Below are 14172 nucleotides of genomic sequence, written 5' to 3'. Positions count from 1 at the left end.
GGTGCGTACCCGTCTGCACGATCTGCTGGCCGGCGCCGACGGCCGACGGCCGGACTCGCCCGCACTCACCTTCGGTGACTCGACGCTGACCTACGGGGAGCTGCGGGAGCAGGTCGATCTGGCCGCTCGCGGACTGGTCGCCGCGGGGCTGGCCCGCAACGACCGCGTCGCCGTCTACATGGAGAAGCGCCTCGAGACGGTGATCACCATCTTCGCCGTGTCCGCCGCCGGCGGGGTGGTCGTGCCGATCAATCCGCTGTCCCGGGCCCGGCAGGTGCGCCATGTCCTCGACGACTGCGCGGTGAGCGTTCTCGTCACCACCACGGACCGGATGCGGTCGATCGGCTCCGAGGCGGGTGATGCGAAGTCGTTGCAGACGGTCGTGCTCGTCGGCTCCGACACCGGCGGGTACACCGACGAACGGCTCCGGACGCAGGACTGGACCGCGCTGCTCGCCGCGGGCGTGGGCGCCGCCGAGCCCCGGCAGGCCGCGGTCGACACCGATGTCGCCGCCATCCTGTACACCTCCGGGAGCACCGGACTGCCCAAGGGCGTGGTGCTCTCGCACCGGAATCTGGTCGTCGGTGCGGAGAGCGTCAGCAGCTACCTCGGCATCGGGCCGGACGACCGGATCCTCGCCGCGCTTCCGCTCAGCTTCGACGCCGGGCTCAGCCAGCTCACGACCAGTTTCCTGGCGGGAGCGCAGGTCGTCCTGATCAACTTCCTGCTGGCGACGGAGGTCGTCCGGGTCTGCGCCCGGCACCGCATCACGGGGATCACCGGAGTTCCTCCGCTCTGGATCCAGGTCGCCGACCAGCAGTGGCCCCCGGACGCGGCGTCCGGGGTGCGGTTCTTCGCGAACACCGGAGGCCGGATGCCGCGCACCACCCTGGACCGACTGCGGTCGATCTTCCCCAACGCGCAGCCCTTCCTCATGTACGGGCTGACCGAGGCGTTCCGGTCGACCTACCTCGAGCCGAGTGAGGTGGACCGCAGGCCGGACTCGATCGGGCGCGCGATCCCGAACGCCGAGATCCTCGTCGTCCGGGAGGACGGCACGTTGTGCGAGGCAGGCGAGCCCGGTGAGCTCGTCCACCGGGGACCGCTGGTGAGCCTGGGCTACTGGAACGACCCCGAGCGGACCGCGCGACGCTTCCGGCCGGCGCCCGGCCGCGCCGATGAGCTGTGCACACCCGAGCTCGCTGTCTGGTCCGGCGACCTCGTCGTCCGTGACGAGGACGGCTTCCTCTACTTCGTCGGGCGCAACGACGAGATGATCAAGACCTCCGGGTACCGGGTGAGCCCGGCCGAGATCGAGGAGGTCGCCTACGAGTCCGGGGTGGTCCGCGACGCGGTGGCACTCGGGCTCAGCGACCCGCGGCTCGGGCAGCAGATCGTCCTGATCGTGACGCTCAGGCCGGACGTGGCGCCGGACGGGGCAGCAGTGGGAACACACATGCGGCAGACACTGCCGCGGTACATGGTCCCCGGACGGATCGTGGTCCGGACGGAGATGCCGCGTTCGGCGAACGGGAAGTTCGACCGGACCGTGCTGCGGGCCGAGCTCGAGGGCGCCGCCGGTGCGGCCGAGGCCCCGGACGGGGCAGCGCGATGACGGCGGAGCCCGCTCCCACGCATCCGACGGTGGCGACCTTCCGGGTGGAGGACGATTCGCTGCTGGTGGGCGGTGTGCCGGTCGAGCTGCTCGCCGAGCGGGTCGGCAGTACGCCGTTCTTCGCCTACTCCCGGGAGCGGCTCACCGCTCGGGTCGGCCACGTCCGGGAACATCTCCCGGCCGGGGTGGAGCTGAACTACGCGGTCAAGGCGAACCCGATGCCGGCGGTCGTCCAGCACCTCAGCACCCTGGTCGACGGGTTCGACGTCGCGTCGGCCCGGGAGATGCAGGTCGCCCTCGACACACCGACGCCGGCCGCCCGGGTGGGATTCGCCGGTCCCGGCAAGTCGATCGGGGAGATCACGCAGGCGGTCGCCTCGGGTGTCACGATCGAGCTCGAGTCGGAGCTCGAGGCGGAGCGGGTCGCCGAAGCGGGCTCGGCGCTGGGCATCCGGCCGAAGGTGGCGGTCCGGGTGAACCCGGATTTCCGCGTCAAGGGTTCGGGAATGCGCCTCGGAGGTGGCCCACAGCAGTTCGGTGTCGACTCCGAGAACGTCCCGATGCTGCTCAAGCGAATCGCGTCCTGGGGTCTCGACTGTGCCGGCTTCCACATCTTCGCCGGATCGCAGAATTTGCATGCGGAGATTCTGTGCGATGCCCAGCGGCGTACCGCCGAGCTGGCGGTCCGGCTGGCCGAGGACGCGGATCTTCCGCTGCGCTACCTGAATCTGGGCGGCGGATTCGGGATTCCGTACTTCGAGCGCGACCGGCCGCTCGACCTGAGCCAGGTCGGGCAGGGGCTGGACGAGGTGGTGCGCGAGGTGATCCGCGCCGTGTACCCGGACGTCCGGCTGGTCATCGAGCTCGGCCGTTACCTGGTCGGCGAGGCCGGTGTGTACGTGACCCGGGTGCTCGACCGGAAGTCGTCCCGCGGGCAGCACTATCTCGTCGTCGACGGCGGGATGCACCACCAGCTGGCCGCCTCCGGAAACCTCGGCCAGGTCATCCGGCGCAACTACCCGGTGGCCGTCGGCAACCGGATGCGCCCGGCCGATCTCCGGAGGCAGACGGTGGTGGGCAGGCTCTGCACGCCGCTCGACGTCCTCGCGGACGACGTCGCGCTGCCGCCCGCGGACGTCGGCGACCTGGTCGTGGTGTTCCAGGCCGGCGCCTATGGCCTGACCGCGAGTCCCGCGGAGTTCCTGAGTCACCCCCGACCCCCCGAGGTACTGGTATGAGTAACGGAATGGACGAGATCACCGAGCACTCGGTGCCGGATGCTGTCGTGGCTGTCCTCGCGGATGTACTCGGACTTTCCGGCGATGCGCATTACCTCACGTCGGCCAGCGCCCTTTTCGGGAGTGTTCCGGAGCTGGACTCACTGGCCGTGATGGAGGTTGTCACGGCGCTCGAGGAGCGATTCGGAATCGAGTTCGAGGATGACGACGTGAGCATGGACGTGTTCTCGACTGTCGGCGCGCTCGCGGATCTCGTGGAGCGGAAGCAGTCGGACCTCTGAGCGCGAGCACGGTGGATCGAGGGGGCGGGATGAACGAGCGTCCCACGGAGACGGTCGAGGCCTCGACCGGTCCTGGACACGACGGCGCCGGTGTCGGCTCGCACACCGTGCTGTACCTGCTCGCCCGGGGCGTTCCCGGCCTGATGGCGTTCCTCGCCATCCCGTTGTTCACCAGCCTGCTCGAGCCCGGCGAGTACGCCCTGTACGCGGTCGCCATGACCTCCATCGGAACGGCGAACTCGCTGCTGTTCGAGTGGATCCGCTGGTCGATCGTCCGGTGCATGCCGGTCGACGAGTTCGGCCGGCGGTCGTTCGTGTCGACCGTGGTGCGGCTGTGGCTCGGCGTCTCGACACTCGTCGTCGTGACGGCGGCGGTGGCGCTCGCGGTGCCTCAGGTCCGGCCGTTGGGCCAGGTACTGGCGCTCGCCGTCGCGGTGCTGCTCGCACAGTCGATGTTCGAGATCGTCACCGAGGTGCTGCGTGCGGATCTGCGGCCGTGGCACTTCATGGTGCTGCACGTGATCAGGGCGAGCTCCTTCGTCGGCCTCGGGTACCTGCTGCTGCGTCTGGGCGCCGGATGGACGGGGCCCCTGATCGCGGTCGCGGTGGGCATGACGATCGCCTGTGCCGCCGGTTGGCGCAGGACCCGCATCACCACCGGGCCGCCGATCGACCGCGCCCGGGCCGTGGAGATGTTCGCCTACGGCGTGCCGATCTCGGTGACGGTCGCACTGGCCGGCCTCATCTTCCTGACCGACCGCCTGCTGGTGGCCCTGCTGATCGGCAACGACGCCGCGGGCATCTACTCCGTGGCCTTCGACTTCACCACCCAGACGGTGACCCTGCTGATGGTGGCGGTGTCGATGGCGGCCTTCCCGATCGCGGTCCGCGAGCTCGAGACCAGGGGTGCCGACGCGGCGCGTCGGCCGATGGCGGTGAACGCCTCGCTGTTGCTGGCGATCGGTGTCCCGGCCGCCATCGGAGCGGGCGTGCTGGCCCCGGGGATCGCGGCGGTCTTCTTCGCCCCGGCGTACGCGGCGTCGGCCGGCATCATCCCGCTGATCGCGCTCGGTGCGCTGCTCGCCGGGCTGAAGGCCTACCACTTCGACACCGCCCTGCAGTTCTCCCGGCGTACCGTCCAGCAGGTCTGGATCGTGCTCGGGGCGCTCCTGGCCAACGGCGGGCTCAATCTCCTGTTGATCCCGGCACTCGGACTGACCGGTGCGGCCCTCGCGTCGGTGCTGACCTTCCTCGGTGCGCTGCTGTTCACCGCCTGGTGGGGACGGAGGCACTTCCGTCTGCCCTTCCCGCTCCGCGAGACCGCGATCGTCGTGCTCGCCGGGACGGTGATGGGCTGCGCGCTCGTACCCTTCCGGGAGTCGACCGGCGTGCTCGTGCTCGCGGCCCAGGTGACGGCCGGCGTCCTCGTCTACGGGATCGTCCTGGTGGCGCTGAACTTCCTCGGGGTACGCGGGCTGCTGCGGCGGGCGCTGGGAGCGGACCATGCGTGAGGGTGTCTGCGTCTACTCCCCCTACCCGACCGGCGGGATGCCGCTCTACGTCGCCGAGTTGCTGGGCGCGATCACCGGAGCGGCGGGATCGGTCGACGGGGAGGGCGGTCCGTCGGTCGAGTGGCTCTCCAGCACCGACCTGGACCGACGCTTCCTGGACGGCCGGTACGTGGTGCACCCCGTCCTGCCCGCGATCCGGGATGCCTCTCAGTTCCGGACCAGGATCGGCTACGTGGTGAGCCGGGTGCTGCATCACGTTCGGCGGGACCGGCGGTTCCTGGCCTGGGTCCGGTCCCGTGCCGACATCGGGGCCGTGCACGTGCAGGAGACGCCCACGCTGCTTCCGCACCTGGTCGTCCGGCTGCTGCGGCGGCGCGGGACCGGTGTCCTGGTGACCGTGCACAACGTCCGCCGACACGACTACCCGCCGTTCCTGCGGCCGGCCACGGTGGACCGCTGGCTGCGTCGCACCTACCTCGACAGCGACTGCCTCTTCGTGCACAGCCGTGGACTCGCCGACGAGCTGGAGCGGTTCCTGACCGCGGGTGGAGCATGCACGGTGCCCCCGATCCGGGTGGTCCCGCACGGGATATGGAGCACGACCGCCGTTCCGGAGCGGATCGGCGAGCAGCGGCCGGCCGGGCGTCGGCTGTTGTTCTTCGGCACCATCCGGCGGAACAAGGGCCTGCACCTGCTGCTGGAGGCGGCAGCCCGGGGGGACCTGGCCGGGTACCGGATCACCGTGGCCGGTGAGGTCGCGGAGCCCGACCACCTGGATCAGATCATCGTCCCGCTGGTGGAGAAGGCCCGGGCGGCAGGCGTCGTGATCGACCTGCGACCGGAGTTCGTGCCGGACGACGAGGTCGCGGCGCTGTGCGCGGCACACGACGTGCTGGTGTTGCCCTACACCGAGGACTTCGTCGCACAGAGCGGGGCCGCGTTCATGGGGCTGGCGCACGGGCTGCCGATCGTCGCCACCCGGTCCGGTGCACTCGGCGAGCTGATGACCGAGCACCGGATCGGCGTCCTGGCAGCGGCGGCCACCCCGTCGGCGATCGCGGCGGCGGTGCACGAGCTCTGCACATTGCCCGAGGACGGCGTCGCCGCGCTCGCCGACGGCATGCGACGGGCGGCCGAGACGCTGACCTGGGGTGGTATGGCCGCCACGACCGTCGCGGAGTACCGGCGCGTGCTGTCCCGTGGCCGGACACCGGTAGCCCGGGGAGGTCTCCGTTGACCTACCTGGTCCTGGTCGTCGGTGGTGTCGCCGTGCTGCACGCCGTCGTGGTGTGGCAGCTGAGCCGGGTGTACCCGGCACGGATCCCCGGCTGGTTCCACGCGGTGTGGGCCGGCCTGCTCGCCACCGTGGCCCTGGTCGCGATCGCTCGCTCGCCGATCCCGACGGACACCACGTCGGCGCTCGGCGTGCTGTGGGTCGTTCCCGCCGTCGATCTCGTGATGCTGCTGGTGGCGGTGGCGCTGCACGGCGAACGGGCCGGCCCCGGGGCAGGCGGTCCCGATCTCGACCGGGACCGCCGCCGGTTGCTGCTCGGCGTACTCGCCACCGGGACCGCCACCGCCACCGGGGTGCTCGCCGCACGACCCGCGCCACTGGCCGCGGGCCCGGGAACCGAGGGAGGGACTCCGACCGTGATCGATCCCGTCGCCCGCGGCGCCCGGGCCGACTACACCGGCCGGCTCGGATCGCCCGGCACCGGCACGGACAGCCGCGCCGGCATCCAGGCCGCGCTCGACGCGGCGAGCGACCTCTCGGGGACCGGCTACTTCGACTACGTCACGCGTCGGTCCACGACCGTGACCCTCGCCCCGGGGCAGTACCTGATCAGCGCCCCGGACGACGACGCGAGCCTGGTCGTGCCGCCGGGCGTCGTACTGGACGCCGCCGCGGCCACCCTCTACTTCGACTACCCGTCGACGGCCAGGGCCTCCTGGTGCGGGATCCGGGTCGGTCAGGCCGGGCAGCTGCGCCTGGGGAAGCTGTACCCGTCCGACCGGTCGGACCCACCCGACCGGGAGCCGGTCTACGACGCGGTCCGGCTGGTCCAGACCGACGACAACAGCCGGGTGATCGGTTACGGCGACTCGGTGATCGGCGGCTGGCAGGGTGCAGCGATCCGTGGTGTCGGCGCGTGGCTGGTCTACGTGCAGGGTCTGCGCATCGCGGACAACGCCTACGGTTACGTCGCCTCGACCACCGGGGACGGGACCCTCGGGTACGAGGTCACCCAGGTGGGCCGGCAGGACGTGCGCAACCACGCGGACCTGCGCATCCAGGACTGCTACTTCGTGAACCTGACCCACGGCGGGATCGTCGGATCCGTCGGGGGGACGGCCGGCGCGCTGGTGGCCGCGGACCACGAGTCGCTGAACTTCACCGTGAGCCTGAGCGGATGCGCATTCGAGAACATCCCCGGGTACGCGCTCGAGCTCACCTCGGCGATGGTGGTCGCGACCTGGGACTGCGCATTCGAGGACGTCGGTGCGGCCGGGCGCGGCATGATCCGGCTCGACAACTGCCGGTCGGCGTCGTTCGCCAGCACCCGGGTGAACCTCGCCGCGGTGGGGGACTCCGGACGGCCGGTGCCCCGATGGCTCTTCGAGGTGGCCACCACGGAGAGCCTCGTCGTGGACGGCATGCACGTGTTCAACGCCGCCGACCCCGCGTTGCAGATGGCCGACGCCGAACCGAGGACGAGCTGGCGGGTGGGCAACGTCGGCCCGCGCAACGCGCTCGCGCCCGGCCCGGTCTACGCCGCCAACGAGGCCTTCGCGATGAGCGGCGGCTGGGACCAGGGCCATCTCGTGCTCGGCACGCACCACCTCTGGGTCGACGACGCCGGAGCGCTGCGGCACCGGAACGGTCCACCCGGCTCACCCACCGACGGCGAGGTCATCGCATGAGGCCCGCCGTCCCGGTCCTCGACCCGGCCGCCGTCGCGCCGGCCGCGCCGGTGCCGTTCTCGCCGCGGGTCGCGATCCTGATCGTGCTGACCCTGTTCCCCTATCTGGCGCTCCCGGTGGGGGACAGCACCAACCTCCCCCTCGCGTCGCTGTTCGCGCTCGCCTTCGTCCGGGAGATCATGGGCCGGCCACGGCTGCTGGTGCCGTTCCTGGTCCTGTCGCTCGGGCCGATCCTGATGTTGTACGTGCAGTTCCTGCTCGGCCGGAGCCTGGGCTGGGTGATCCACGCCGGGGTCTGGTTCATCCAGGTGCTGCCGTTCGTGGCGGTCGCGGCCGCCGTCGTCGTCTCGGCGCACACCGTCCGGATCACGCTGCGCGTGGCGCTGATCGCGGCCGCCGGTTACGCCGTCGTGCAGAAGTTCTTCCTCGACAGCGGCGTGCTTCCGTTCGTGTGGATGTACGACCTCCCGGGCTACTGGAGCGTGCCCGACAACCTGCACGAGATCGTCACCTACGTCCGACGCCCGTTCGGCTGGTTCCCGGAACCGTCCTTCATGGCGGGCACGCTGGTACTGGCGTCGATCGGGCTGCTGCTGCTCGGCTACCGGGAGCGGAACCGCCCCAGCGTCCCGGACCTGCTCGCCGTCGGCCTGGTGGCGGTGGCGATGGCGCTGAGCCAGTCGGGCAGCGCCCTGCCGACACTGCCGGTCCTGGCCGCGCTGGCGGTCCTGCCGTTCTCCTCGGTGCGCAGGCAGGTCGCCTTCGTGCTCGCCGGCATCGTGCTGTGGGCGGTGGTGGCCACGGACCTGCTCGAGTCGCGGTACTCGACTCCGAACGCGTCCTGGAACGACCGCCTGGCGTCGATCATCGGCGGCGGCCGGTACCTGCTCGACAATCAACCGTTCCTGTTCACCGGGATCGGGGTGGGCGGCTCCACCGCCCTCTACGAACACCGGTTGATCCCGCTGAGTGGACTGGGTGTCGCCTATCCGCTCGACGACATCTTCAGCGTCTCCGGCGGCATCGTCATGTCCAACGGGATCATCGCGGGAGCCGCGATGCTGGCGGTGCTGCTCGTCCCGATCGTGTGGGCGTTCGCCCACTCGACATCGCCGTTCTTCGGGGTGCTGGCGGCATCCGCCTGGATCGTCGTCGCCTCGCTGACCATCAGCTACAACTCGGCCGCCTGGATCTGGGCCCTGCCCGGTCTCTGTCTGGGAATCCTGCTGAGCAACCGCGAAAGGCGGTCCACATGAGAGTCCTGGTTACCTGTCCCGAGATGGTCGCGATGGGTGGCGCCGAGCGGTTCGCACTCAGGATGGTGACCGGCCTGGTCGAACGGGGCCACACGGTCGGCCTGGTCGCGGGCCGCGGTGACCTGGACCCGGCACTGGCCGGGGTGGACCACCGGCGGTTCCCGCTGCCTCCGCCGACCAGGTCCCCCGGCAAGCTGGTCGCCACCCTGAACGCGATGCGCTCCGCGGTCTCCAGGTTCCGGCCGGACGTCATCCACGCGCAGAACGTGACCCACGCAGCCCTCAGCGCACTCGCCGTGCGGCTCGTCCCGGGCTCGCGGGCCCGGATCCTCACCACCTTCCACGGTGTGGAGCCGGGGGAGTACCGCCTCGCTGCCCGGCTCTTCCGGTCGGCCGACGTGGTTGCCTGCGTGTCCGGCGACCTGCTCGACTCACTCGTCGAGGCAGGCTTTCCACCCGGGCGGGCGTACCTGGTGCACAACGGCATCGCCACACCCGAGCCGTTGAGCACGGACCGGCTCGACGAGCTCGACGCGGACCTGGGGATGGGGCCCGCGGTCGACGGCCGGCGGACCCGGCTGGTGGCGGCCGTCGGCCGACTGGAGAGCCAGAAGGCGCACGACATGTTCCTCGAGATGGCCGCCCGGGTCGCGGCCCGGCTACCCGGGACCCGGTTCGCGATCGTCGGGGACGGAAGCCTGCGCGCGGAGCTGCAGCAACAGGCCCGCGTCCTGGGTATCGACGACGACGTCGTCTTCACCCGCTACCGGGAGGACGCCCGGGACATCATCGCCCGCTCGGATCTGCTGGTGTTCTCGTCGCGCTGGGAGGGGCTCTCCATCGCCGCCCTGGAGGCGCTCGCCTGCGGGACCCCGGTCGTCTCCACCCCCTCCCAGGGGATGCGGGTGCTGCTGGAGAGCGGCGCGGGGGAGATCGTGGACGGTAGCGCGGAGTCGTTGAGCAACTCGGTCGAGGCGCTCCTGCGGGACGACGGACGACGGGCGGCGATGGGCGTCGAAGGGCGACGTCTGACGGCCGGGCCGTTCTCCGACGCCGAGATGCTGGACACCTACGTTCGTCTCTACGAGGAGCTCGTCCCGCGTCCGAGGAGCGCCGTCCGGTGAACGGGCGTGGAGCCGACCATGGTGCTGGAGGGGGCGACCGGATGACCACTCGCGCGTACGTCGCGGTGCTGCGACGGCAGTGGCCGTGGATCGCAGGAGTCCTCCTGCTCTGCGTCGGAGCGGCGGCGGTCGCCACCGTGGTGCTGCCGCGGACCTACCAGGCACAGACGACGATCTACGTGTCCGGCCAGGCGGACGGCGAGTACCCGGTGGCGGTGGTCGAGGCGACCCTGTCCCGGATGCCGTCGTACCGTCAGCTGCTGACCGAGGACCCGGTGCTCGACGGGGCCATCGACCAGCTCGGCATGGCGGAGTCGGCGGACGACCTGCGAGGCAGGCTCGTGGTCGACAACGAGCCGCAGAGCCTCCTGCTGAAGCTCTCGGCGACCGACGGCGACCCGGCCCGCGCCGCCGCGGTGGCCAACAGCGTGGCCCGGTCGTTCGTCCGGGTGGCCTCCTCGCTCGACACGCCGACCGTCGCCGGACGGCCACCGGTGGTGAGCGCCAGGATCGTCAACGTCGCGAACCCGCCCACCGATCCCATCTCGCCGCAGTCGGGCACCACGATGGGTCTCGGCCTGGTCGCCGGGCTGATCCTCGGCGTGGCCGCGGCGTTCGCGATGGACACCCGCGGCAGGCGGATCCGCACCGCCGCGGCGCTCGCCGAGGCCGCCCCGGCCGCGCATCTGGGGAGCACCCTGCACCGCCCGGAGCCGGACACGGGCACACCGGTGGGGATGCCCGCGGCGGACGCTGCGGACTTCCGCCGGCTGGCGGCGAACCTGCAGATGGTCGATCTCGCACACGAGCACAAGGCGATCGTCGTGACCGGTCCCCGGCCCGCCACCGGTGCCACCACGACCGCCTGCAACCTGGCGGTCGCGCTCGCCGCGGAGGGCCGCCGGGTCGCGCTGATCGACGCGGACCTGGCCGGTAGGCGGATCGCCACCACGATGCGGATCGAGTCGGTGGGCGGGCTGACCGCCGTACTGACCGGCCAGACCACCTTTGGGCGTGCGATGCGCACCTGGAGCGGCGGGCCGGGGCTCTCGGTGCTCGACGCCGGCACCTCGCCGCCGAGCGCGATCGAGTTCCTGCGGTCGCCGCAGATGGGGACCTTGATCGAGGAACTCCGGATCGGGTACGAGATCGTGGTCTTCGACGCGCCTCCGCTGCTCGACGGGCCGGAGGCCGCGGTGCTCGCCGCACAGGTCGACGGCGCGGTCCTGTGCTGCCGGTCGGGGCGCACCACGAGCCGGGAGGTCGCGGCCGCCCTCACCGTGCTGGACGACGCGTCCGCCACGCTGCTCGGGACGGTGCTGACCCACACACAGGACGAGGAGCGGAACCCGACCACGACCCCGACGGTGCCTCCGGTCCCGCCGCGGCCCAGCCCCGGTCCCCGAACGGCGGGATCGGTGCCGTCGACGGCCGGAACCGGATCGCCGGCATGACAGGCCGGGACGGTGCGGCCAGGCGGCCGCGATTGATGCTGGTGGTCACCAGCGCGGTCACGGTCGAGACCTTCCTGCCCGGCCTAGTCCGTCGGCTGGCCCGGTCCGGCTGGGACGTGACGATCGCCTGCTCACCGGCCCCGGACGGCGCGGTGCCGTCGGTGCCCGGTGCCCAGGTGATCGGGGTGGGGATGCGTCGCGATCCCAGCCCGGTCGCCGATCTGCGTGCGGCGCGCGGTCTGTGGTCGGCGATGCGTGCCACGGAGCCGGATGTGGTCGCCACCGCCACGCCGAAAGCAGGCCTGCTCGGGACGCTCGTCGCCCGGGGACGGCGGGTGCCGGTCGTCGTGCACCTGATGTGGGGCTTGCGATCGGAGACGTTGGCCGGGCGGCGTGGGCGTCTGGTGCGGCTCCTGGAGGGGGTGGCGACGCGCTACTCGCACGCGGTCGTGCCCAACAGCGCCAGCCTCGCGACCGAGCTGAGCAGGCTCGGCATGGTGGACCCGCGGACGGTGACGGTGATCGGGTCGGGTAGCTCGCACGGGGTGGACCTGGCGCGGTTCCGGCCGGCCGGCGAGGGTGCCCCGGCGCCGCCGGCGGTCGTGTCCGGTCTGGCAGAGCTCGGAGCCGGCCCGGTCGTCGGTTTCGTCGGCCGGCTCACCGCGGACAAGGGGATCACGACCCTGCTGGACGCCGTCCGGCTCCTGCGTGGCCGGGGGCAGAACGTGCGCCTGTTGCTGGTGGGGGCGGCGGAGGACCTGGCCGTCACCGACCGGATCGCCGTCGAGCGGGCCGCCGGGCTACCGGTGCTCGTCGTGGACCGGGTGACCGACACGGCACCGCTCTACCAGGTCATGGACGTCCACTGCCTGCCCAGCCTGCGCGAGGGGTTTCCCAACGTCTGTCTGGAGGCGTCCGCCTGTGCGGTCCCGACCGTGACGACGGACGCGACCGGCGCCGTCGACTCGGTGCTCGACGGGCACACCGGACGGATCGTCGGACGGGGCGACCCGGACGCCCTGGCCGACGCGCTCGGACCCCTGCTCGACAACCCGCAACTGCGCGCGCGGATGGGCCGGGCGGCACGGGACTGGGTGGAGCAGGAGTTCGGCGCCGAGCTGGTGGAACGACGCCACGTCGAGTACCTGGCGGGCCTGCTCGGTGCGCCGGTCGGCGCGGAGGTGACGTCATGACCGCGAGGTTCGTGCTGTCCCTGGACTGCGAGGGCCGTTGGGGCATGGCGGACCGGCTCACGCCCGGCCTGCGCGATGCCCTGTCGGACCAGCCGCTGCGCGAGGCCTACCGCGGCTTGCTGGATCTGCTGGACGAGTTCCGGATGCCGGCGACGTTCGCCTTCGTCGGACTGTTCTCGCTGGATCCGCGGCTGATGCGGGAACTGCACCCCGGTGTGCGGGAGCTGGCGCGACACTTCCCCGACTACCTCGGACCGGCACTGGCCGAGCTGGAGTCGCCGGCGGCGCAGGGCTGGCACGGCGACTGGGCGATCGAGGCGACGCGTGGTGCACGGATGCCGCACGAGCTCGCCCTGCACGGCGCGACCCACGTCCCGTGGGACCACCCGGCGATGACGGCGGATCTCGCCCGCCGCGAGCTCGCGTTGATCCACGACGCGGGGATCCCGCTCACCTCGGAGGCGACCACCTACATCTACCCGCGGAACGCCGTGGCGTATCCGGAGGTCCTCGAGGAGTTCGGCATCGTCGGCTACCGCACCGCACGTGGGAGACACTCCCGGATCGGCAGCCTGCTGTCGGAGTTCGACCTGACGGCGCCGCCGGACCCGGATCCCGAGCCGTCGTGGCCGGTGCGGATCCCGGCCGGCTACTTCGTCAACTGGCTCTCCGGCCCACGCCGGGCCGTGCCGCGCCGGATCAGCGTCGCGCGGGTCCGGAACCTGCTCACTCGGGCGGCGGACACCGGCGGGGTCGTGCACCTGTGGACCCATCCGGAGAACCTCGCCACAGCGCCGGCCACGCTCTGCCTGCTGCGCGCCCTGCTTCGGGAGGTCGCCCGGATGCGCGACGCCGGTCGGTGCGAGGTGCTCACACAGGCGGAGTACTGCCGGCGTCTCAGCCGGACCCCGACGACGTGATGACCACCGTGGTGACGGCGGCCGTCACCGCGGCGGCGACCACGGCGTCGTACTGCGCCTTCACGACGGGGTTGTCCTTCAGTCCCTTCGCGATCGTCGCCGCCCGCTTCGTCCCGATCTTCCGCTGCGCCGTGTCCACCCCGGCGAGCGCCGCCTTCACCTGCGACGTCGAGTGCAGCAGCGTGATCAGCAGCGCGTCGTGCGCCCCCGGCTCGATCCCGGTGACCAGGATCCCGCGCAGCCGCTCCCGCAGCGCGCGCTCCGGCGCCGGATCGAGCGCGGGCAGCCGGGTGGTGCGGAACAGCCCGAGGACCTTCCCCTCCTCGCGGCTGAGCACGCCGTCGTCGACCAGCCGCTCGGCGACCAGCTCGGCCGGCTTCGTGTGCTTCCACGGCAGTGTGCCCATCCAGTGCGAGACGGTGCGCGGTGTGCTGTCGGCCGCGACGACGTCGTAGACCTTCCGCAGCGCCGGATGCTCGGGCGCCCGCTCGCCCGGGTGCAGCTTCTTGCGGTCGTCGACGGTCACCGCGCCGCTCCCGATCAGGTCGCAGACCAGCGCGCCGTGCAGGCACGACGGGTCGAACCAGCCGTCGGCCTTCCCGGTCTCGTCGTGCAGTCCGATGAGCAGCAGTTCCTCGCTGAGCAGCAGTTCCCCCAT

At 71.8% G+C, this 14172-nt stretch carries 11 protein-coding genes and 2 pseudogenes; 11 read left to right on the top strand and 2 right to left on the bottom strand.

Annotation, left to right across the window (positions count from 1 at the left end):
* Nucleotide 1 precedes the first annotated feature (1 nt).
* The 8 genes and pseudogenes from ABD160_RS07440 to ABD160_RS07405 all read left to right on the top strand — a co-directional run.
* Nucleotides 2-1615: an acyl-CoA ligase (AMP-forming), exosortase A system-associated gene (locus ABD160_RS07440; protein ID WP_344019767.1), complete on the top strand. Its 1614-nt coding sequence runs from the start codon at nucleotides 2-4 to the stop codon at nucleotides 1613-1615.
* Nucleotides 1616-1644: 29 nt separating this feature from the next.
* Nucleotides 1645-2853, top strand: coding sequence for a pyridoxal-dependent decarboxylase, exosortase A system-associated (locus tag ABD160_RS07435; RefSeq protein WP_344019765.1), 1209 nt, complete (start codon nucleotides 1645-1647; stop codon nucleotides 2851-2853).
* 8 nt (nucleotides 2854-2861) lie between these two features.
* Complete coding sequence (locus ABD160_RS07430) at nucleotides 2862-3134, top strand: acyl carrier protein (RefSeq protein ID WP_344019763.1); 273 nt, start codon at nucleotides 2862-2864, stop codon at nucleotides 3132-3134.
* A 29-nt stretch (nucleotides 3135-3163) separates the two neighbouring features.
* Nucleotides 3164-4645: an oligosaccharide flippase family protein gene (locus tag ABD160_RS07425; protein WP_344019761.1), complete on the top strand. Its 1482-nt coding sequence runs from the start codon at nucleotides 3164-3166 to the stop codon at nucleotides 4643-4645.
* A complete protein-coding gene (locus tag ABD160_RS07420) occupies nucleotides 4638-5882 on the top strand; it encodes a glycosyltransferase (RefSeq protein ID WP_344019759.1) in 1245 nt (414 codons plus the stop codon). The genes ABD160_RS07425 and ABD160_RS07420 overlap by 8 nt, the downstream gene beginning before the upstream one ends.
* Complete coding sequence (locus ABD160_RS07415) at nucleotides 5879-7567, top strand: glycoside hydrolase family protein (RefSeq protein ID WP_344019757.1); 1689 nt, start codon at nucleotides 5879-5881, stop codon at nucleotides 7565-7567. The genes ABD160_RS07420 and ABD160_RS07415 overlap by 4 nt, the downstream gene beginning before the upstream one ends.
* Nucleotides 7564-8823, top strand: a complete 1260-nt coding sequence (locus tag ABD160_RS07410; RefSeq protein ID WP_344019755.1) for a hypothetical protein — start codon at nucleotides 7564-7566, stop codon at nucleotides 8821-8823. The genes ABD160_RS07415 and ABD160_RS07410 overlap by 4 nt, the downstream gene beginning before the upstream one ends.
* A pseudogene (locus tag ABD160_RS07405) lies at nucleotides 8820-9842 on the top strand (glycosyltransferase); the annotation flags it as partial. The gene ABD160_RS07410 and the pseudogene ABD160_RS07405, both read left to right, overlap by 4 nt.
* Here ABD160_RS07405 and ABD160_RS33305 read toward each other — a convergent pair.
* A pseudogene (locus ABD160_RS33305) lies at nucleotides 9777-10043 on the bottom strand (DUF1569 domain-containing protein); the annotation flags it as partial. The pseudogenes ABD160_RS07405 and ABD160_RS33305 sit on opposite strands and share 66 nt — an antisense overlap.
* Between ABD160_RS33305 and ABD160_RS07400 the strand changes: the two are divergent.
* The 3 genes from ABD160_RS07400 to ABD160_RS07390 are packed head-to-tail and all read left to right on the top strand — an operon-like array spanning nucleotide 9989 to nucleotide 13514.
* On the top strand, nucleotides 9989-11401 hold the full coding sequence (locus ABD160_RS07400) for a tyrosine-protein kinase domain-containing protein (protein WP_344019751.1): 1413 nt from the start codon (nucleotides 9989-9991) through the stop codon (nucleotides 11399-11401). The pseudogene ABD160_RS33305 and the gene ABD160_RS07400 sit on opposite strands and share 55 nt — an antisense overlap.
* Complete coding sequence (locus tag ABD160_RS07395) at nucleotides 11398-12594, top strand: glycosyltransferase family 4 protein (RefSeq protein ID WP_344019749.1); 1197 nt, start codon at nucleotides 11398-11400, stop codon at nucleotides 12592-12594. The genes ABD160_RS07400 and ABD160_RS07395 overlap by 4 nt, the downstream gene beginning before the upstream one ends.
* Nucleotides 12591-13514, top strand: a complete 924-nt coding sequence (locus tag ABD160_RS07390; RefSeq protein ID WP_344019747.1) for a polysaccharide deacetylase family protein — start codon at nucleotides 12591-12593, stop codon at nucleotides 13512-13514. The genes ABD160_RS07395 and ABD160_RS07390 overlap by 4 nt, the downstream gene beginning before the upstream one ends.
* Here ABD160_RS07390 and ABD160_RS07385 read toward each other — a convergent pair.
* The gene (locus ABD160_RS07385) at nucleotides 13492-14172 is read right to left on the bottom strand and encodes a GOLPH3/VPS74 family protein (RefSeq protein WP_344019746.1); all 681 of its coding nucleotides are present in this window, start codon (nucleotides 14170-14172) and stop codon (nucleotides 13492-13494) included. The two genes, ABD160_RS07390 and ABD160_RS07385, sit on opposite strands and share 23 nt — an antisense overlap.

The organism is Pseudonocardia kongjuensis (assembly GCF_039526905.1).
Lineage (GTDB): Bacteria > Actinomycetota > Actinomycetes > Mycobacteriales > Pseudonocardiaceae > Pseudonocardia > Pseudonocardia kongjuensis.
Note: the sequence above shows the minus strand (reverse complement) of the source record. Positions and strands in the feature narration are given on the sequence as shown.

Coding starts and splice junctions, on each gene's coding strand:
- ABD160_RS07400 (WP_344019751.1), top strand. CDS start 9,989: ATGACCACTCGCGCGTACGTCGCGGTGCTGCGACGGCAGTGGCCGTGG.
- ABD160_RS07395 (WP_344019749.1), top strand. CDS start 11,398: ATGACAGGCCGGGACGGTGCGGCCAGGCGGCCGCGATTGATGCTGGTG.
- ABD160_RS07420 (WP_344019759.1), top strand. CDS start 4,638: ATGCGTGAGGGTGTCTGCGTCTACTCCCCCTACCCGACCGGCGGGATG.
- ABD160_RS07410 (WP_344019755.1), top strand. CDS start 7,564: ATGAGGCCCGCCGTCCCGGTCCTCGACCCGGCCGCCGTCGCGCCGGCC.
- ABD160_RS07425 (WP_344019761.1), top strand. CDS start 3,164: ATGAACGAGCGTCCCACGGAGACGGTCGAGGCCTCGACCGGTCCTGGA.
- ABD160_RS07430 (WP_344019763.1), top strand. CDS start 2,862: ATGGACGAGATCACCGAGCACTCGGTGCCGGATGCTGTCGTGGCTGTC.
- ABD160_RS07385 (WP_344019746.1), bottom strand. CDS start 14,172: ATGGGGGAACTGCTGCTCAGCGAGGAACTGCTGCTCATCGGACTGCAC.
- ABD160_RS07390 (WP_344019747.1), top strand. CDS start 12,591: ATGACCGCGAGGTTCGTGCTGTCCCTGGACTGCGAGGGCCGTTGGGGC.